Source organism: Bradyrhizobium betae (genome assembly GCF_050632175.1).
Taxonomy (GTDB): Bacteria; Pseudomonadota; Alphaproteobacteria; order Rhizobiales; family Xanthobacteraceae; genus Bradyrhizobium; species Bradyrhizobium betae_B.
Map to the genome: position 1 here is coordinate 2,361,296 of NZ_CP192576.1, position 18,119 is coordinate 2,379,414.

At 65.2% G+C, this 18,119-nt stretch carries 15 protein-coding genes and 3 pseudogenes; 8 read left to right on the plus strand and 10 right to left on the minus strand.

Annotated elements, in window-relative coordinates; all coding sequences use genetic code 11:
• The first annotated feature begins 98 nt into the window (after window positions 1-98).
• The 5 genes and pseudogenes from ACQ86E_RS11475 (at window position 99) to ACQ86E_RS11495 (ending at window position 5,391) form a co-directional block, all read left to right on the plus strand.
• Complete coding sequence (locus ACQ86E_RS11475; protein ID WP_431205482.1) at window positions 99-1,100, plus strand: NADP-dependent oxidoreductase; 1,002 nt, start codon at window positions 99-101, stop codon at window positions 1,098-1,100.
• A 153-nt stretch (window positions 1,101-1,253) separates the two neighbouring features.
• Window positions 1,254-2,117: a cysteine rich repeat-containing protein gene (locus tag ACQ86E_RS11480; RefSeq protein ID WP_431205483.1), complete on the plus strand. Its 864-nt coding sequence runs from the start codon at window positions 1,254-1,256 to the stop codon at window positions 2,115-2,117.
• Window positions 2,118-2,226: 109 nt separating this feature from the next.
• Window positions 2,227-2,442 carry a hypothetical protein gene (locus ACQ86E_RS11485; protein ID WP_431205484.1) on the plus strand — a complete coding sequence of 72 codons (216 nt, stop codon included), beginning with the start codon at window positions 2,227-2,229 and terminating at the stop codon, window positions 2,440-2,442.
• Window positions 2,443-2,625: 183 nt separating this feature from the next.
• Window positions 2,626-3,781, plus strand: a pseudogene (locus tag ACQ86E_RS11490) (FAD-dependent monooxygenase).
• Complete coding sequence (locus ACQ86E_RS11495) at window positions 3,778-5,391, plus strand: benzoate-CoA ligase family protein (protein ID WP_431205485.1); 1,614 nt, start codon at window positions 3,778-3,780, stop codon at window positions 5,389-5,391. Before ACQ86E_RS11490 ends, ACQ86E_RS11495 begins: the two are co-directional and overlap by 4 nt.
• Window positions 5,392-5,611: 220 nt before the next feature.
• Here the strand turns inward: ACQ86E_RS11495 and ACQ86E_RS11500 are convergent, their stop codons facing one another.
• Together ACQ86E_RS11500 and maiA are read right to left on the minus strand one after the other, a co-directional pair.
• On the minus strand, window positions 5,612-6,124 hold the full coding sequence (locus ACQ86E_RS11500; protein WP_431205486.1) for a MarR family winged helix-turn-helix transcriptional regulator: 513 nt from the start codon (window positions 6,122-6,124) through the stop codon (window positions 5,612-5,614).
• Entirely contained in the window at window positions 6,114-6,746 is a 633-nt protein-coding gene (maiA, locus tag ACQ86E_RS11505) for a maleylacetoacetate isomerase (RefSeq protein WP_431205487.1), read from the minus strand. The genes ACQ86E_RS11500 and maiA overlap by 11 nt, the downstream gene beginning before the upstream one ends.
• Window positions 6,747-6,835: 89 nt before the next feature.
• Between maiA and gtdA the strand changes: the two genes are divergently transcribed.
• Window positions 6,836-7,876, plus strand: a complete 1,041-nt coding sequence (gene gtdA, locus ACQ86E_RS11510; protein WP_431205488.1) for a gentisate 1,2-dioxygenase — start codon at window positions 6,836-6,838, stop codon at window positions 7,874-7,876.
• A 61-nt stretch (window positions 7,877-7,937) separates the two neighbouring features.
• On the opposite strand, the gene ACQ86E_RS11515 is transcribed toward gtdA, so the two are convergent.
• From ACQ86E_RS11515 to ACQ86E_RS11530, 4 genes are read right to left on the minus strand one after another with little or no spacing between them, the layout of a single operon-like run.
• A complete protein-coding gene (locus tag ACQ86E_RS11515) occupies window positions 7,938-8,756 on the minus strand; it encodes an ABC transporter permease (protein WP_431205489.1) in 819 nt (272 codons plus the stop codon).
• The gene (locus tag ACQ86E_RS11520) at window positions 8,749-9,522 is read right to left on the minus strand and encodes an ABC transporter ATP-binding protein (protein ID WP_431205490.1); all 774 of its coding nucleotides are present in this window, start codon (window positions 9,520-9,522) and stop codon (window positions 8,749-8,751) included. Before ACQ86E_RS11520 ends, ACQ86E_RS11515 begins: the two co-directional genes overlap by 8 nt.
• Window positions 9,523-9,538: 16 nt before the next feature.
• Entirely contained in the window at window positions 9,539-10,543 is a 1,005-nt protein-coding gene (locus tag ACQ86E_RS11525; protein ID WP_431205491.1) for an ABC transporter substrate-binding protein, read from the minus strand.
• Window positions 10,544-10,576: 33 nt separating this feature from the next.
• The gene (locus ACQ86E_RS11530; protein ID WP_431205492.1) at window positions 10,577-11,941 is read right to left on the minus strand and encodes an FAD-dependent oxidoreductase; all 1,365 of its coding nucleotides are present in this window, start codon (window positions 11,939-11,941) and stop codon (window positions 10,577-10,579) included.
• A 112-nt stretch (window positions 11,942-12,053) separates the two neighbouring features.
• Here ACQ86E_RS11530 and ACQ86E_RS11535 point away from each other — a divergent pair.
• A pseudogene (locus ACQ86E_RS11535) lies at window positions 12,054-12,937 on the plus strand (LysR family transcriptional regulator).
• An 80-nt stretch (window positions 12,938-13,017) separates the two neighbouring features.
• Here ACQ86E_RS11535 and ACQ86E_RS11540 read toward each other — a convergent pair.
• Entirely contained in the window at window positions 13,018-13,821 is an 804-nt protein-coding gene (locus ACQ86E_RS11540; protein ID WP_431205493.1) for an enoyl-CoA hydratase-related protein, read from the minus strand.
• 156 nt (window positions 13,822-13,977) lie between these two features.
• Between ACQ86E_RS11540 and ACQ86E_RS11545 the strand changes: the two genes are divergently transcribed.
• The gene (locus ACQ86E_RS11545) at window positions 13,978-14,952 is read left to right on the plus strand and encodes a ketopantoate reductase family protein (protein ID WP_431205494.1); all 975 of its coding nucleotides are present in this window, start codon (window positions 13,978-13,980) and stop codon (window positions 14,950-14,952) included.
• A 3-nt stretch (window positions 14,953-14,955) separates the two neighbouring features.
• On the opposite strand, the gene ACQ86E_RS11550 is transcribed toward ACQ86E_RS11545, so the two are convergent.
• From ACQ86E_RS11550 to ACQ86E_RS11560, 3 genes and pseudogenes are all read right to left on the minus strand, one after another.
• A complete protein-coding gene (locus ACQ86E_RS11550) occupies window positions 14,956-15,630 on the minus strand; it encodes an alpha/beta hydrolase family protein (protein WP_431205495.1) in 675 nt (224 codons plus the stop codon).
• A gap of 110 nt (window positions 15,631-15,740) precedes the next feature.
• Window positions 15,741-17,296 (minus strand): annotated as a pseudogene (locus ACQ86E_RS11555) (acyl-CoA synthetase).
• Window positions 17,293-18,099, minus strand: a complete 807-nt coding sequence (locus ACQ86E_RS11560) for a TetR/AcrR family transcriptional regulator (protein ID WP_431205496.1) — start codon at window positions 18,097-18,099, stop codon at window positions 17,293-17,295. Before ACQ86E_RS11560 ends, ACQ86E_RS11555 begins: the two are co-directional and overlap by 4 nt.
• Between the last annotated feature and the right edge of the window lie 20 nt (window positions 18,100-18,119).

An 18,119-nucleotide genomic window follows, 5' to 3' on the forward strand; every position in this document is an offset into this window, starting at 1 on the left:
CCGATCTAGCCTTTATGCAGCGCACAACGAATGCGGCTTGCACGTTTTGTTTGCGGCGGCTGCATCAATAATCGTCAAACAAGCGAAGGGAAAACGCCATGAGCGGCAGCATCAATCGCCAGATTCTTCTGGTGGAAAAGCCCAGCGGCAAGCTCGGCCCTGAACATTTCAAGATGATCGACGGCACGATACCGGAGCCGAAGGACGGCGAGGCCCTGCTGCGCGTGCGCTACATCTCGCTCGATGCGGCCAACCGTGCCTGGATGCATGGCGCGACTTATCGGTCCGCCGTCGAAGCCAACAGCGTGATGGCCGGCGGCGCCATCGCCGAAGTCATCAGCTCGAAGGCGCCGGAACTCGCCACCGGCGACATCGTATTCGGCGACACCGGCTGGCAGGACTATGCGGCGGTGCCGGCGAGGCATCTCACAAAAATGCCGAAGCTCGAGCCGATGACGCACCTGCTCAGCGTGTTCGGCATCGCCGGCCTCACTGCCTATTTCGGCCTGCTCGAGATCGGCAAGCCCCGGGAGGGCGAGACGGTCGTGGTCTCCGCGGCCGCGGGCTCGGTCGGCTCGATCGTCGGACAGATCGCTGGGATCAAGGGATGCCGCGTGGTCGGCATCGCCGGCGGCGCCGACAAATGCAACTGGCTGACCTCCGAACTCGGCTTCGATGCCGCGGTCGATTACAAGGACGGCGCCGTGTTCAAGGCGCTCCGCGCGGCGGCCCCCAAGGGCATCGACGTCTATTTCGACAATGTCGGCGGCGACATCCTCGAAGCCTGCCTGCCGCAAATGAACAATTACGGCCGCATCGCCTGCTGCGGCGCGATCTCGCAATATGACGGCACGCCCTCCGCGCACGGCCCGCGCGGTGTGCCCGGCCTGATCGTGGTGAAGCGGCTGATCATGCAGGGCTTCATCGTGATGGACTACATGAAGGAGAGCCAGCGCGCGCTCGCCGATCTCCAGACCTGGGTAAAATCCGGCAAGCTGAAGGTGCAGGAAGACATCATCGATGGCTTGGAGAACACGCCGAAGGCGCTGATCGGATTGCTTGCGGGCGAAAACCGCGGCAAGCGCATGGTCAAGCTCTGACGACGTCAGTGTCTCGACTGCAGAGGCAATATCTACTTGCGGTAGAGGCCAAAGCGGCCAAAGATAACGCTCGCGAGGCATCACTCGCGACGATTGCGATTGCATCACATTGATAAAGCGCCGGGCTTTACCGGCAGGGCAGGATTCACTCGGATGTTCAACACGTTGAAACATGTTTCGACGCGCAGCGCGTTGCTGGCGGCGGCATTCTTCGCAACTGCAACAGGCGCATTTGCGCAAGCGCCGACCGACGCGCAGAAGAGCGCAATCCGGTCCGCATGCCGCTCCGACTTCATGGCGCACTGCGCGAGCGTAAAGCCCGGCGGCGTGGAAGCGTATCAATGTCTTGAGAAGAACATGTCCAGCCTGTCCTCGGGATGCCAGACCGCGGTTCGCGCGGTCGAGCCCGCCGCCGCTCCCAAGACGGAAGCTACCCCCGCGGCGCCCAAGACAGAAGCCGCTCCCGCCGCGCCGAAAGCCGAAGCCGCTCCCAAGGCGGAGCCCAAACCTGCAGCGTCGAAGGCAGAACCCGCGCCCGCGGCAAAGCCAGCAGCCGCGCCGGCGCCGAAGGCCGCCGCGGCCAAGCAGCCGAGCAGCGCGCAGGTTGCTGCGATCAAGAGCGCGTGCCGTGGCGACTATCCCAAAGTATGCGCCGGCGTCCCGACAGGCGGCGCCCCCGCGCTCGAATGCCTGGAGAAGAACAAGGCCAAGGTTTCGCCGGCCTGCGAGAAGGCCGTGAGCGCCGCATCCGGAGGCGGCGCGACGACAGCCGCGCCTGCGGCTGGGGCTGCACCGGCCGCTGCGACACCGGCTCCCGCACCGGCCGTGATCGTATTGCGGCCGCTGCGGCCACGCGAAGAGCTGTTCATCGTCCAGTCCGCATGTCGCGAGGACGTCCGCACGCTGTGCGGCAGCGTGGCGCCAGGTGGCGGCCGCATCATGCAATGCATTGCGGGCAATGCTGCGTCGCTGTCGCCCGCCTGCAGGGACGTGCTGGCGCCCTTCACTGTGCGATAGGCGGCGCGCATCGACACACCTTGCGGCGCGCGTCCTGCTTTCCTGCGCGCCTGCTGCGACAGATCTTTTGCCGTATCCAATTTCAATTGCGACAAACCGGGAGAACGACATGCGTGCCTTGCTGCTCATCGCCTCTGCCCTCCTCACCTTCGGCGCAACCATGACGTTCGAAGCCACTGATGCCAACGCGGTGGTGTGCGCCCGCGGCGTCTATCGTGCCGGCTGCGCAGGGCCGAATGCGGCCGTCGTGGTCCGCAAGCCGGTTCCGGCGGTCCGCTGCACCAGGGTGCTGGTGAACGGGGTCTACGTGAAACGCTGCGTCTGATGCGCCGATAGCCAAGCTGTCGCGGTTTGGCTATGCTTCGCAACGTCACTGCTTCGGACACACGCGATGCGCGTGTCCGGGCATGGGCTTTGGCGCGCCTGCGAAATTCCGCTGGCGCGGGAAGCCGGAGCCTATTAGGCTACCCCTAGATAGTAAGCATACTGTCAATTAGGGAGGCAGACGTTGCGGATCGCCGTGATTGGCGGGGGCCCGGTGGGCTCTATTTCGCCTATCTCTGGAAGAAGCGTCACCCCGAGGATCAAGTCGACCTGTTCGAACAGAACCCGGCCGACGCGACCTGGGGCTTTGGCGTGGTGTTCTCCGACCAGGCCCTGGAATTCCTGCGCGCCGACGACCCCGAGACGGTCGACGCGATCGCGCCGCACATGGAGAGCTGGGAGAACATCACGCTGAACCTCGGCGGCGACCACGTCGCCATCGACGGCGTCGGCTTCTCCTCGATCGGCCGGCTCGAGCTGTTGCAGTTCCTGCAGCAGCGCGCCCTCGATGTCGGCGTCACGCCGCGGTTCGACACCCAGATCCAGACGATCGACCAACTGGGCGGGCACGATCTGATCGTCGCCGCCGACGGGCTGAACTCGCTGGTGCGCCGCGCCTATGAGGGCGATTTCGGCACGTCGCTGTCCTACTCCTCCAACAAGTTCGTCTGGTATGGCACCTCGAAGCGCTTCGACACGCTGTCGCAGACCTTCGTGAAGACCGATCGCGGCGCCTTCAACGCCCATCACTACCGCTACTCGCCGACCATGAGCACCTTCCTGGTCGAGTGCGACCACGCGACGTGGCAGGCCTATGGCTTTGCCTACAAGGACGCCGAGCAATCCAAGGGCGTCTGCGAGGAGGTGTTTGCCGACACGCTCGGCGGCCATTGCCTGGTCTCCAACAAATCGTTCTGGCGCAACTTTCCCTGGGTCTGGAACGAGCATTGGTCGTTCAAGAACATGGTGCTGATCGGAGACGCTCTGCATTCGGCGCATTTCTCGATCGGCTCGGGCACACGCCTCGCGATCGAGGACGCCATCGCGCTGGTCAAGGCGCTGGAATCGGACGCGCATCTGTCGACCGCGCTGCACCGCTATCAGGCCGCGCGAAAGCCCGTGGTGCAGAAGCTCGTCAACGCCGCGCGAACCAGCGCCTTCTGGTACGAGCACTTTGCCCAGCACATGCAGCTTCCCTGATGGATTTCGCCTACAGCTACATCACTCGCTCCGGGCGCATCGACGATTCCCGCCTGCGCCATATGTCGCCCGCTTTCATGGCGCGCTACGAGGCCGCGAAGAACGGTGGCGGAGACGCGGACGGCGAGGCGACGGCATGAGCAACGAGATTCACGACCAGGTGCCGGCGGACTGCGCGGGCGCCCGCGAGATCGGCTTTGCCGTTCCTGACATCTACAACGCCAGCCGCGTGCTGTTCGACAATATCGAGAAAGGCCGCGGCGACAGGCTCGCCCTCATTGGTCCTTCCGGCACCCGCACCTACGCCGAGCTCTGCGCTGACGCGTGTCGCTGGGGCAACGGCCTTGTCTCGCTCGGCCTGAAGCGCGGCGACCGCGTGCTGCTGTTCCTCGACGACACGCCGTCCTATCCCGCGGCCTTCTTCGGCGCGGTACGCGCCGGTTTCGTGCCGCTGCTGATCAACACGCTGACGCCGCCGGACCTGCTGCAATTCTATCTTGCCGATTCCGGCGCGAGCGTTGCCGTAGCGGACGCCGAGTTCTGTGCCCGCTTCAATGCCGAAGCGTGCAAGGATACGAGCTTGCGCACGCTGATCGTCGTCAATGGCGCGGTGGGCGATCACACCGCGCGGCAGGCGATCGCGGCAGCGGGCTGGCTCGCGCAATTTCCGGAAGAACTGGCGGAAGCCCCGACGCATCGCAACGAGATGGCGTTCTGGATGTATTCGTCCGGCTCGACCGGCCGGCCCAAAGGTATCGTGCATCTCCAGCACGACATGGCCTATAGCGAGGCCGCCTTTGCGCAGAACGTGCTGAAGCTGACGCCCGACGACATCTGCTTCTCCGTGCCGAAGATCTTCTTCGCCTACGGTTTCGGCAACTCCGTCACCTTCCCGTTCTCGGCTGGTGCCGCGACGCTGCTGCTGCCGGGGCAACCGAAGCCGGCTTCGATCTTCGCGGCGATCGAGCAGTACAGGCCTTCGGTCTTCTTCGGGCTGCCGACGCTCTATACCTCGCTGACCAAGGCCCAGGGTGCCGACAAAACCGACTTCTCCTCGCTGCGCATGTCCCTCTCCGCCGCCGAAGTGCTCTCGGCCGATGTCTTCAACGGCTGGAAGACGCTCACGGGCCTGGAGATCGTCGAAGGCCTCGGCTCGACCGAGGTGCTGCACATCTATCTCTCCAATCGTCCCGAGCGGAAGAAGCTCGGCGCCGCCGGCCTGCGGGTACCTGGCTACGAGGTCGCGCTCCGCGACAAGGAGGGCCGCGACGTCGGCGACGACGAAGAGGGCATCCTGTGGGGGCGCGGCGATTCCAACACGCCGCTGTACTGGAACAGGCCGGACAAATCCGCCGAGACCATCCGCGACGGCGGCTGGATCTACACCGGCGACCGCTTCGTCCGCGATGCCGACGGCTTCCACTTCTTCCGCGGCCGCGCCGACGATCTCATCAAGATCTCCGGCCAGTGGGTCTATCCGCTCGAAGTCGAACTGTGCCTCGCCGACCATCCCGACATCCGCGAATGCGCGGTGTTCGCGGCCGAGCTGCCGGATCGCCGCATGACGCTGAAGGCGGTGGTGGTGATGAACAGCCGCGCCAACGACCAGAGCGAGGCGACGCGGCGGCTGCAGGATTATGTCAAAGGCAAGCTGCTGCCGTACAAATATCCGCGCGAGGTGATTTTCATCGACGAGCTGCCGAAGACGGGCACAGGGAAGATCGATCGGCAGGCGTTGTTGCGGATGTGAGGATGTCGCTCACGCGCAAAAATCGTAGGGTGGGCACAGCGAAGCGTGCCCACCACTGATGGCCTATTCGAGCAAAGATGGTGGGCACGGCGCAAGAGCGCCTTTGCACACCCTACGAAACTCGTCAAACTACAGCTGCGGCGTATGGGTCCCGGATCTGCGCTTCGCTTGTCCGGGACGACAGCTGTGTGTGAGGCGCGAGCATCGCCTCACATCCCCCTCATCCCGCCTTCCCCAGATGCTCCAGCGCGTCCTCCGCGCGCAGCGGCACGCGCGAAGCCTCGTTGTTGAGATCGACGAGTTGCACCAGCAACCCCATCAGCGCCTTGCGCTCGGCAGGCTTGAGCGGCGCCAGCATGCGCGCCTGGGCGCGCTCGACGGCGGGGATGATCTCGCGCAGGATCGCAGCCCCCGGCTTCGTCAGATAGAGCAGCTTGATCCGCTTGTCCTCGGGAGCCGGCTTGCGTTCGATATAATCCTTGGCCTGCAGCCGCTCGATCACGCTGCCGAGCGTGGAGCGGTCGAAGGCGATCACCGCCGACAGCCGCGTGGCGTCGATGCCGGGATGGGTGTGGATCGCGATCAGTGCCGCATATTGCACCGGCGTGAGGTCGAACGCCTTGCATTCCTCCATGAAGATCGCGACTGCGATCTGTTGCATGCGCCGGAACAGATAGCCCGGCGCGGCATAGACTGCGTCGATCGTGATCGGAGCAACAGGCTTACTCGGCATCGGGCTGCTTCTCCGGCGCAGCGTTGGCGAACGCCGGCAAGGCCCTGGCGGCGGCTTCCGCCTTCAGCAGGCGCGGATAGGCGGAGACGTCGACGCCGAAGCGGCGCGCATTGGCAAGCTGCGGCACCAGGCAGAGATCGGCGAGCGTCGGCGCGTCGCCGAAGCAGAACGGCCCCGGCTCGGGCCTGATCAGCGTCTCGCAGGCCGACAATCCTTCACGATTGACCCACGCCGCCCATTCCTGGACTTTCTCCTCGGCAAGCCCAAGCTCGCGCAGCCGCGCCAGCACCTTCAAGTTCTGCACCGGATGGGTATCGCAGGCGATGGCGAGCGCGAAGGCGCGCACCTTGGCGCGTTGCAGCGGATCCTTGGGCAGCAGCGGCGGATTGGGATGCGTTTCGTCGAGCCATTCGATGATCGCGACCGACTGGGTCAGTACCACACCCGCATCATCCTCAAGCGCCGGCACGAGGCCCTGCGGATTGATGACGAGATAGGCTGGCGCGCGTTGCTCGCCCTTGCGCAGATGATGCGGCAGATGCTCGGCGCCGAGGCCCTTCAGGTTCAGCGCAATCCGCACGCGATAGGCGGCGCTGGAGCGGAAATAGCCATGCAGCTTCATCAGAACCCTCCCTCTTTTAGTCTTGTGACGTTGACGCTACCTAGACCGTCAGTATACTGTCAATCAACAAAACAGACGGGAGCCGCGCCATGGAAGCCGTGACCAAGACGCCGGAACGCGAAGCCTTCTACAAGAAGATCGACGGCGAGAATCTCACCGCGCTGTGGACGGTGATGAGCGACCTGATCACGCCGGAGCCGAAGAGCGCGTGCCGACCGCATCTGTGGAAATTCGACGTCATCCGGAACTACATGACCGAGGCTGGCAAGCTGATCACGGCCAAGGAAGCCGAGCGGCGCGTGCTGGTGCTGGAGAACCCCGGCCTGCGCGGACAATCCAGGATCACGACCTCGCTCTATGCCGGCGTGCAGATGGTGGTGCCGGGCGACGTTGCGCCCGCACACCGCCACAGCCAGTCGGCGCTGCGGTTCGTCCTCGAAGGCAAGGGCGCCCACACGGCGGTGGACGGCGAGCGCACCGCGATGGAGCCCGGCGATTTCATCATCACGCCGTCGATGACCTGGCACGATCATTCCAACGAGACGAATGAGCCGATGTTCTGGCTGGACGGCCTCGACATCCCGCTGGTGCAGTTCTTCGACTGCTCGTTTGCGGAGAGCTCGAAGGAAGACCAGCAGAAGATTACGAAGCCCGCAGGCGACAGCTTTGCCCGCTACGGCCACAATCTGCTGCCGGTCGACGTGAAGCGGTCCTCAAAGACCTCGCCGATCTTCAGCTATCCCTATGCCTACACCCGTGAGGCATTGGAGAAGGCCAGGACGAGCCAGGAATGGGATGCCTGCCACGGGCTGAAGCTGAAATTCAGCAATCCCGAGACCGGCGATTTCGCGATGCCGACCATCGGCACCTTCATCCAGCTGCTACCGAAGGGTTTCAAGACCGCGCGCTACCGTTCGACCGACGCGACGGTGCTCTGTCCGATCGAGGGCCGCGGCCGCAGCCGGATCGGCGATGCCGTCTTCGAATGGGGCCCGCGCGATCTGTTCGTGGTGCCGAGCTGGCAGTGGGTGACGCACGAGGCCGAGGACGACGCGGTATTGTTCAGCTTCTCGGATCGACCGGTGCAGCAGAAGCTGGATTTGTTTCGCGAGGATCGCGGCAACGCGTGACGGTCTCGTAGGGTGGATCAGCCGAAGGCGTAATCCACCAGCGATTTTGCGGTGAATGTAGCTACCGCCAGTGCAACAACCGCGTCTCCAGCCAATTAATTACCCGGCCCACAGCCAGCCCGAACACCGACAATATCACCACGCCCGCAAGCAGCTGATCCGTCTGCATCAGGTTGCCGGCCTGGAGCACGAACGCGCCGATGCCGTATTGCGCACCGATCATCTCGGCGCTGACGACGAGCAGCAGCGCGACCGAGGCGGTGATGCGGAAGCCGGCGAGGATCGCTGGTAGCGCGCCGGGCCAGATCACCTTGCGCACGATGGTGGCGAAGGGAACGTTGAAGCTCTGCGCCATGCGAATGAGATTGCGCGGCACCGCATCGACCCCGCTATAGACCGAGATCGCGGTCGAGAAGAATACCCCTAACGCAATGGTCGCGATCTTCGGCTCTTCGCCGATGCCGAGCCAGAGGATCAGGAGCGGCAGCAGCGCGATCTTCGGGATCGGAAACAGCGCCGAGATGAACGTGATGCCGACGCTGCGCGCGAGCCGCGACAGGCCGATGGCGAAGCCGACCGCAACGCCCGCCGCAGTGCCGAGCACCCAGCCGACGCCGATGCGCAGCAGCGAGGCCGAAACATGCTGCCAGAGCGCGCCTGAGATCGCGAGCTGGTAGATCGCGCGCGCAATGGCCAGGGGCGCCGGCAGGAACAGCGGATTGACGAGACCGGCGCTGCCGGCCGCCTGCCAGAGCGCGATGACGAGCGCGAGCGCGATCCAGCCGCCGAACCGGCTGCTTGCGGGCACGAAGCCGGCGCCACGGAACCGGACCCGCCGCGTCGTGTCGTCCTTTGCAGGCGTGCCCGCGCGATCAAGCATGCTGGACCTCGCGCTCGGCGTCGATCGCCTCGGTGCGGATCAGCGACCAGATCTGGTTCTGCAGCGCGAGCAGCCTTTCCCGCGCAGCGATTTCGCCGCGTTCGGCGCGCGTCATCGGCACCGCCACGACTTCGCGGATACGACCGGGCCGCCGCGACAGCACCACGATGCGATCGGCCAGCCGCGCCGCTTCTTCGAGATTGTGCGTGACATAAACCGCGCCCATGCCGCCATCGGCGAGCAGGCGGACGAAATCCTCCATCAAGAGCTCGCGGGTCTGCGAATCCAGCGCCGACAGCGGTTCGTCCATCAGCAGGATCGCGGGCCGTACCGCCAGCGCTCGCGAAATGCCGACGCGCTGGCGCATGCCGCCGGAAAGCTGTTTTGGATAGGTCTTTCGAAAGTCCGTCAGCCCCGTGCGGCGCAGCGCGTCGTCGACCTGTGCATGGCGTTGCTGCGCCGAGAGTGGCGTGTGCAGCAGCGGGAATTCGACGTTCTCCTCGACGCTGGCCCAGGGCAGCAGCGCAAAATCCTGAAACACGAAGGTGAGCGGGTTGAGGCTGTCCGCCGCCGGCGTCCCGCGCAGCTCGGGCGCGCCGGAGGTCGGTTGCAGCAGCCCGCCGAGGATCGACAGCAGCGTGCTCTTGCCGCAGCCCGACGGCCCCACGATCGCCACCACCTCGCCGGCGCCGACGGTGAAGGAGACGTCGTCGAGCACGGCGAGATCGCCGAAGCGGTGGGAGATGTGGCTGGCGATCAGGTCCATGAACCGGTTTCTGCTCTCAATCCGCCTTCACAAAGTCCCTGGCGATGATCGCATTCGCGTCAAATCCCTTGTCGGCAAAGCCCTGCTCCTGCAGCCATTTGATCTGGTTGTCGACATTCTTCACGTCGAGTTTTCCATCGGGATCGATATAGGCACAATTGCCGACCACCTGCTCGACCGGAAGGCTGGTGTACTTCGCGATGATCTCGAGCAGCGGCTTGGTCTGCTCGTTGATCGGCGCGACACCGTCCTTCATCGCGGCGAGGATCACGTCGTGATATTCGCGGTCGGCTCTTGCGAGCGCGCCGAGAAACTTCGTCACCAGCACCTTGTTGGTCAGCGTCTTGGGCGCGGCGAACACCGCGCCCAATTGCCAGGGCGTCTGGTCCCCGACCCACCCTAAGAATTTCGCGCCGCCTTCGTCCATCAGCTTGCGCGCCGTCGAGACGGGGAGCAGCGCCGCATCGACGGTTTCACCCTTCAGCGCGGCGGCCGCGTTCGACAGCGATTGCAGCGGGATGATCTTCACCTCGGCGAGCTTGAAGCCGTATTTGTCGGCGAGCAGGCCGAGCGAATAATGAAAGGATGAGCCGACCTGCGTGACCGCGACGCGCTTGCCCGCGAGATCCTTGGGCGTCTTCAGCCCAGCCGCGTAGGCATTGTTGCTGGCGAAATAGCCGATCAGGGGATAGCCGGCCTTCTCGCGGCTCATGCCGCCAATCACTTTCAGCACGCCTTTGCCGGCGAGATTGTAGAGACCGGCGGTGAAGGCGGTGACCCCGAAATCGACGTCGCCGGAGGTCGTAGCGACTGCGATCGGCTGCGCCGCATCGAAAAACTTCAGCTCGACGTCGAGGCCGGCCTCGCGGAAATAGCCCTTGTCCTGCGCGATGAAGACCGGCGCGGAGGACGACAGGCGGAGCACGCCGATCCTGGCCTTCAGCGCATCCTCGGCCCGAGCATTGCCCATCGCCATGATCGCAACCAGGCCCGCCAGTGCGAGCCGCGCAATCCCGATCATCCCGTTTCCTCCAGTGGTTCTCTTGTCGGCCCGTTAGAGCCCTGCGGGCACGGGCTGATCCCGCCCGATGAAGGCGCCCTGTTGTTTCAACGTTTCCTGCAACTTTTCAACCGGGATTTCGCGTGGGATCCGGTTTCCGGCGAGCGCGAGCGCGGCGGCGGAACCGGCCGCCTCGCCCATCACGAAACAGGCACCGGACACCCGCGCCGCCGACTGGCCCTCATGGGTCATCGAGGCGCAGCGGCCGGCGACCAGCAGATTGTCGACGCCTTCGGGCACCAGCATCCGATAAGGCAGCTCGTTATAGCCGCGCGATTCCGGGATCGGCGGGAAGGTGAACACGACGTCGCCGGCAACATGGGCCTCGATCGGCCAGCCGTTGACGCCGATGGAATCCTCGAACGAGGCGCAGCCGAGCACGTCCTCGCCGCTGAGCTGGTAGCCGCCCTTGATGCGGCGGGTCTCGCGGATGCCGAGCTGCGGCGGCAGGTCGACGATGTAGGATTTTTCAAAGCCCGGCACGGTGCGCAGGAATTCGAACGCGGCCAGCGCCTGCTTGCGGCCCTCGATCTCGCCGCGGGTGAGATCGTCGGGCTCGACGCCGTTGATGGCATGGCCATCCTCGCGCGCCACTTGCGTGAAATTCACCCGCCATTCGATGCCGGATTTTTGCGGCCGCACGATGGCGCTTTTCCGCGGGAATTTATGGGTGCCGGCGGCGAGCGCCTGTTCCATCAATTGCGGGATGGTCCGCCAGGCCTCCCCGGCCCTCACGGGATCGATGCCGTTGAGGCGCAGCATCATCGAGGGATACATCGGATGGCCGTGTTCGTCGCCAATCTCGAACGGCGCACCGGCCCAGACGGCGAGATCGCCGTCGCCGGAGCAATCGATGAAGATCTCCGATCGCACCGCCTGCCGGCCGGCCTTGGTCTCGACCAGCAGCGCAACGATGCGGCTGTTGTCGCCCATCACCACGCCGGCACCGAGCGCGTGAAAGAGGACGTTGACCTTCTGGCTCGCCAGCAATTCGTCGGCCGCGATCTTGTAGGCCGCGGTGTCATAGGCCTGCGCGAAGACCTTGCCGAGGATCAGGTGCGGCGCATTGAGGCCGTTGAGGCGGTCGATCCGCGCCAGCAGTTCGGACGCCATGCCCTGCACCAGCCGGTGGGCCTGCCCGTAGACATTGCCGTGCAGGCCGCAAAAATTCGTGACGCCGGCCGCAGTGCCCATGCCGCCGAGAAAGCCGTAACGCTCGATCAGCAGAGTCTTGCGCCCGGCGCGCGCGCTCGAGGCCGCAGCGATGATGCCGGCCGGCCCGCCGCCGAGCACGACGACTTCATATTCGCCATAGAGCGGAATCCGGCGTGCCGGTTCTTCGATCGTCGTGCCCCGCATGGCGCATCCTGCTCCCAAATTCTCTTGCTTGAACCGGACTATGAATTAACGCGAGCCGGGCTACAATCCTCCAAAATACGCGATCAGCTTTCTCGAATCGTGAAAGGTCGTGATGGATATCCTCGTCAACCTCCAGGCCTTCCTCGCCACCGCGGATGCGGCCGGGTTCTCCGCCGCCGCACGAAAACTTGGCGTCTCGACCTCGGTGGTGGCCAAACGCGTGACGCAACTGGAAGCGCGGATCGGCACGCCGCTGTTTCATCGCTCGACCCGGCAATTGCGGCTGACCGACGCTGGCCAGCGCTATGTTCATCGCGCGCGCGGCGTCGTCACCGATGCGGCCGACCTGCTCTCGCGCATGGGCGAGAAAGGCCACGACCTCGTCGATCACCTCCGCATCAAGGCGCCGACCTCGCTGACGGTGGCGCGGCTTGCGGATGCCTTCAGTGCGTTCCAGACCCAGAACCCGCGGCTCAAGCTCGAGATCGTGCTGATCGACCGCCCGGTCGATCCCGTCGCCGAGGGCTTTGACATCGCCATCGGCGCCTTTCCGCATTCCTTCGGCGGCGTGGTCGACGAGCCGCTGTGCGCGCTGAAGCGGCTGCTTTGCGCCTCCCCGCCTATCTGAAGAAGCACGGCGCTCCAAAGCATCCGCGCGACCTCGTCGAGCATCGCTGCCTCAGCTTTCTGCCGACGGGACCGGAATGGATCTTCGACGGCCCACGCGGCCGCATCAGTATCCAGGTCAGTCCGCTGCTCTCGTCCAACGAGGGCCACGTGCTGGCGCGCAGCGCCATCGCCGGCAACGGCATCGCGCTGATGTCGCATTATCTCGTCGCGGACGCGTTGCGCGACGGCACGCTCAAGCCGGTGCTGCGCGACTTTCCGATTCCGGAATTGTGGGTGAAAGCCGCGATCCCGGAGCGGCGACGCAATGCGGCCGCGGTGCAGGCGCTGCTCAAGCTGCTGAAGACGTCGCTCGCGTCGTCGCTGTAGCCCGCATGAGTAGCGACATGCGGCAGCGCTCGCGGCATTCCCGGATGTCGCTTCGCTCATCCAGGCTACCGGTCGCGTGTTCAGCTTTTCGCGCCGTCCCAGTTCCCCGCCCGCTTCTCCGCGAACGACGCCAAGCCCTCCGCCGCCTCCGCGCTCTGGCGCTTGACCGAATGCAGGTGCACGAGCCGGCTGTAGGCGGCATCGTCCACCGCCATTCCGCCGAACGAGCTCTCCAGCGCGAGCCGCTTGGTCTCTGCCATCGCCTCGGGTCCGTTGGCGAGCAATTGCTCGACCACCTTGGCTCCGGCGGCCTCCAGTTCGGCGAGCGGCACGACGTCATGCACGAGGCCAATGCGGCGCGCGTCTTCGGCGCCGAAGCGTTCGCCGGTGAGCGCATAGCGACGGACTTGCCGTACGCCAATGGCATCGCAGAGCTGCGGGATGATGATCGCGGCCGTCAGGCCCCAGCGTACCTCGGTAATGGAGAAGAGGGCATTGTCGGCCGCGATCACGACGTCGCAGGCCGCGATCACGCCGGTGCCGCCGCCGAAACAGCCGCCCTGCACCAGCGCGACGGTCGGGATGGGCAGCGTGTTGAGGCGCTGCACCGCCTCGAAGGTTGCCCGCGACGCCCCTTCGTTGGCCTCGGGCGATTGCGGCCGCACGCCGTTGATCCATTTGAGGTCGGCGCCGGCCTGGAAATGCTTGCCGTTGCCCCGGAGCACGACGACCCGGAGACTTGGTTTCCGGCCGAGATCGTCCATGGCCGCGAGCACGCCTGATATCAGCCCGCCATCATAGGCGTTGTTGACCTCCGGCCGGTTCAACGTGACGGTCGCGACGCCGCGCGCGTCGAGGCTCCACAGGACAGGGCTGGCAGTCATCGGCGATCCTCCGGACGTTTGTTTGACCCGCACTATGGCCGAGCCCGCGCGCCCTGATCCATATCTTTGTGGCGTAGCGTGGCCGCGCCCATCGCATGGCAGCTTGTGTCATGCTGGCGCCGGGCGGCACTATGGGATCAGGGACGGGACATATCCATGCGCATCTGCATTTTCGGCGCGGGCGCCGTCGGCAGCCACATCGCGGTTCGGCTGGCGCGCGCCGGCCATGACGTCAGTTGCGTGATGCGCGGGGCACATCTGGAGGCGGCCCGTGCCAACGGCCTCAAGCTGCGCGTCGGCGATTCCGAGGTTACCGCCAAGGTGAACGCCACGGGCGATCCGGCCCAGCTCGGTCCGCAGGACGTGGTGATCAGCACGTTGAAGGCGACCGCGCTTCCCGGGCTGGTGTCGAGCATCAAGCCGCTGCTGCAGGACGACACCGCGATCGTGTTCGCGCAGAACGGCATTCCCTGGTGGTACGGGATCGGCCTGCCGCCGCGACACCCGACCCCGCCCGACATCTCCTTCCTCGACCCGGGCGGGCGCCTGCGGGCCTGCATTCCGAAGGAACGGATCATCGGCGGCGTCGTCTTCTCCTCCAACGAGGTGGTCGCGCCCGGCGTGGTGCAGAACCTGACGCCGGACCGCAACCGGTTCCTGATCGGCGAATGCGACGACCGCAATTGCGAGCGTATCACCAGGCTCCGGGGCGTCTTCAACGACGCACGACTGGAATCGCCGCCGGTGGCCGAGATCCGCGAGGCGATCTGGTCGAAACTGCTGATCAACATGTCGCTCTCGGTGCTGTGCCTGCTGACCGGCCAGACGGCGCGCGGGGTGCGCGACGACCCTGCCTTCGCCGAGGTCATTCCGCGCATGCTGAACGAGGCCAACGACATCGCCCAGCATTTCATCCCCGAGGTCAAGCGCGTGACGCGCAGCGGCCCCGCCCCCAACCACAAGCCGTCGCTGCTTCAGGATTACGAACTCGGCCGCGCCATGGAGATCGACGTACTGGTGAAGGCGCCCGCCGCCTTCGCCCGCACCGCCGGCCTGTCGACGCCGACGCTCGACTTGATCGCCGCGCTGGCGATCCAGAAGGCGCGCGACAAGGGGCTTTATTCCGCGTGAAACTCAGCCGAGCCGATCGACCCAGGCGGTGAGCGCGTCGAGCACCTCTGTGAGCGCATCCTCGTTCGTACGCCCCGACTTCTTGAGCACCGCGAAGGAATGATCCCCGCCTTCGACCTCATGCAGCGTCGCCTTGGCGCCGAGCGCCGCGATCACAGGCTTGAGGATGCCGAGATCGGCAAGTCCGTCGCGCGTGCCTTGCAGGAACAGCATGGGGATCTCGACATCGGCGAGATGCTCGGCGCGCTCCGCCGACGGCTTCTTGGCGGCATGCAGGGGAAAGCCGAGGAAGGCGAGCCCCTTGACGCCAGTCAATGGCGCCTTGGACTGCGCCTGCGAGGTCATGCGCGCGCCGAAGGACTTTCCGCCCGCAATGAGCTTCAAGCCGGGGCACAAATGCTCCGCCGCTTGCACTGCCGCGCGGATAGCGGCGTGCGCGACCGCCGGCTGGTCGGGACGGCCCTGCTTCTTTTCCATGTAAGGAAAATTGAAGCGGAGCGTCGCGATGCCGCGGCTCGCAAGGCCCTCGGCGACCTTCTCCATGAAGGAATGCCTCATATCGGCGCCCGCACCATGCGCCAGCACGTAGCAGGCGCGCGCATGGTCCGGCTGCGTCAGGAGCGCCGAAACCGTACCGATGCGTTCGATGTCGAGCTTGAGTTCGCGCGTCTCGACCAAGACCAGATGTTCCCGATGAATTCCCTCGATGTTACCTGCGCGGCCGCGATCTGAAAACAGCAGACCTCGCGCTTGACCCTGATGTGTGCGGCCCGCGCGAACGAAGGTCTCTAGCTGACCCGCCGTTCCCGACCTTCCCAGAACGGCCGGCGCAGCTCGCGCTTCAGCACCTTGCCGGCGCCCGACAGCGGCAGCGGCGTCTCGGTGATCTCGATGCTGCGCGGACATTTGTAGCCGGCAATCAACGTCTTCGTGAACTCGATCAGCTCGCCGGGCGAAACCTCCACCCCGTTGCGCTTGACCACGACGGCATGGACCTGTTCTCCCCATTGTTCATTGGGAACTCCGATGACCGCGCATTGCAGCACCGACGGGTGCTGCGCCAGCGCGTTCTCGACCTCGATCGAGTACACATTCTCGCCGCCCGAGATGATCATGTCCTTCACGCGATCGACGACATAGATGAACCCGTCCTCGTCCATGTAGCCGCCATCGCCCGTGTGCATCCAGCCATCAATGACGGCCCGCGCGGTCTCCTCGGGCCGCTCCCAATAGCCCATCATCACGGTATCGCCGCGCACCACGATCTCGCCGATGGACCCTGCCGGCACAGGCCGGTCGTTCTCGTCGACGATCCGCACCTCGCAGCCGAGCGTGGCACGGCCAGCACCGCGATGACGGCCCTTTCTGCGCCCCTCCCCGACATGCTCGTCGGCGTGCAGCAACGTCGCGATTGGCGACAATTCGGTCATGCCGTAGGCTTGGGTGAAACGCACATGCGGCAATGCGCGCGCGGCACGGTCGAGCACCGCCTCGCTGATGGGCGAGGCCCCATAGATGATGTGCTTGAGCGACGACAGGTCGTAGTTTCCAATCGCGGGGTGATCGACCAGCATCTGGATCATTGTGGGCACCAGCAACACGTCGGTGACGCGCTCGTTCTGCATCGCAGCCATCACGCCCTCGGGAGTGAAACCCTGAACGATCACGTTCGAGCCGCCGGAGAGCAGCAGCGAATACATAGCGGCCCCGTTGGCGAGATGAAACATCGGTGCCGCATGCAGATAAGTCGTGCTGGCCGGGAAAAGGCCCTCTCCGAGAGCGTTGAGAGCATTGGCCATCAGGTTCTGGTGACTGAGCATCACGCCCTTCGAACGTCCGGTGGTCCCCCCGGTGTAGAAGATGCCGGCGAGATCGTCGCCCTTTCGCATGGCATCGGCAACCGGAGCGCTGGCCGCAACCAGATCCTCATAGCTCTCCATTCCGGCCGGCACCTCGCCGTCGTCGGCATAGATCAGCTTCAGTCCCGGAATGGCGCCGGCGAGCTGCGCGCCAACCTGCGCAAAGGCCTTGTCGACCAGTAGAACGGAAGCGCGGCAGTCGCGTAGCGCATCCTCGTTTTCAAGGGGCTCCAGCGAATGTTGAGCGGCACGATCACCCCGCCTGCCCAACCCGTCGCGAGATAAAGCTCGAGATAGCGATCCGAGTTGAAGGACAGCACGGCGACCCGATCACCGTCTTTGATGCCGCGGCTGCGCAGGCCGCCGGCCAGCCTTGCAACGCGTTCGCCAAGTTCCCCCCAACTGCGGCGCCGCTGGCCATAGACGGTGGCGGGCCCGTTCGGGTTGATCTGCAACGCGCGCCGCAGCCCATGTGTGACGTTCATCCCGTTCCTCCTCCTGTGCGCTTCGTCCCTGTCGTTTTGCGTCCTGAGTTGCGCCCCTTCGGCGCTCTCGGCGTCTTTTTTGTCTTCTGCGGCCTGCCCTCGGTCGCCAGACCTTCGGTCAGCCGAACCGTGAACTCGTCGGCGATCGCGGTCGGCGACAGCCCGCCGTCGCGGCGATACCAATGGCCGATCCAGTTGAGCGAGCCTGCGATCGCGAATGCTGCAAGCTTGGGATCGCAAGGCCTGATCGAACCGTCGGCAATGCCCGCGGCGATGTATCGCCGGAACGTGGCGTCGATCCGCTTCTTGGCGGCGCGGGCGACACCGGCGTTCCGCTCGGCCAGATCGCGCAGGTCGAATCGCACCAGGCTCGCGCCGAAATCGGTTGCCATCAGCCCGGCATAGGCGTGCACCAGCTTGCGCAGCTTGGCGAGGCCCGAACCACCGCCGGCGGCAATCTCCGTGATCACGCTGTCGACGAGCTCGGCGCCCATCGACCAGCACTCGAACAGGATTTCGTCCTTGCCCCGGAAGTAATTGTACAGCGCGGGCTTGGTGATGTTCAGCCGATCAGCGACCTCGTTCAGGGTGACGCGATGATAGCCCTGCTCCAGGAAAAGCTGCACGGCGGCGCGCAGCACCGCCTCGCGCTTCTCGTCGCGTGCGCGGCGCCTGCTCTCGAACGGCAGCCAGGGGAAGGCGTCGCCGAGGGCGACGGAATGGACGGCGCTGAAGCCATGCTCGATCGGTTGACTTTGGTGGGCATCGAACGATATGTTACCCTCGGGTAATAAAAAGTCCAATGGGTAATTTATTGGGAGGA

What these genes read in the sequence shown, in the direction of transcription:
- ACQ86E_RS11475 (WP_431205482.1), top strand. Translation starts at nt 99, where the DNA reads ATGAGCGGCAGCATCAATCGCCAGATTCTTCTGGTGGAAAAGCCCAGC.
- ACQ86E_RS11480 (WP_431205483.1), top strand. Translation starts at nt 1,254, where the DNA reads ATGTTCAACACGTTGAAACATGTTTCGACGCGCAGCGCGTTGCTGGCG.
- ACQ86E_RS11485 (WP_431205484.1), top strand. Translation starts at nt 2,227, where the DNA reads ATGCGTGCCTTGCTGCTCATCGCCTCTGCCCTCCTCACCTTCGGCGCA.
- ACQ86E_RS11495 (WP_431205485.1), top strand. Translation starts at nt 3,778, where the DNA reads ATGAGCAACGAGATTCACGACCAGGTGCCGGCGGACTGCGCGGGCGCC.
- ACQ86E_RS11500 (WP_431205486.1), bottom strand. Translation starts at nt 6,124, where the DNA reads ATGCCGAGTAAGCCTGTTGCTCCGATCACGATCGACGCAGTCTATGCC.
- maiA (WP_431205487.1), bottom strand. Translation starts at nt 6,746, where the DNA reads ATGAAGCTGCATGGCTATTTCCGCTCCAGCGCCGCCTATCGCGTGCGG.
- gtdA (WP_431205488.1), top strand. Translation starts at nt 6,836, where the DNA reads ATGGAAGCCGTGACCAAGACGCCGGAACGCGAAGCCTTCTACAAGAAG.
- ACQ86E_RS11515 (WP_431205489.1), bottom strand. Translation starts at nt 8,756, where the DNA reads ATGCTTGATCGCGCGGGCACGCCTGCAAAGGACGACACGACGCGGCGG.
- ACQ86E_RS11520 (WP_431205490.1), bottom strand. Translation starts at nt 9,522, where the DNA reads ATGGACCTGATCGCCAGCCACATCTCCCACCGCTTCGGCGATCTCGCC.
- ACQ86E_RS11525 (WP_431205491.1), bottom strand. Translation starts at nt 10,543, where the DNA reads ATGATCGGGATTGCGCGGCTCGCACTGGCGGGCCTGGTTGCGATCATG.
- ACQ86E_RS11530 (WP_431205492.1), bottom strand. Translation starts at nt 11,941, where the DNA reads ATGCGGGGCACGACGATCGAAGAACCGGCACGCCGGATTCCGCTCTAT.
- ACQ86E_RS11540 (WP_431205493.1), bottom strand. Translation starts at nt 13,821, where the DNA reads ATGACTGCCAGCCCTGTCCTGTGGAGCCTCGACGCGCGCGGCGTCGCG.
- ACQ86E_RS11545 (WP_431205494.1), top strand. Translation starts at nt 13,978, where the DNA reads ATGCGCATCTGCATTTTCGGCGCGGGCGCCGTCGGCAGCCACATCGCG.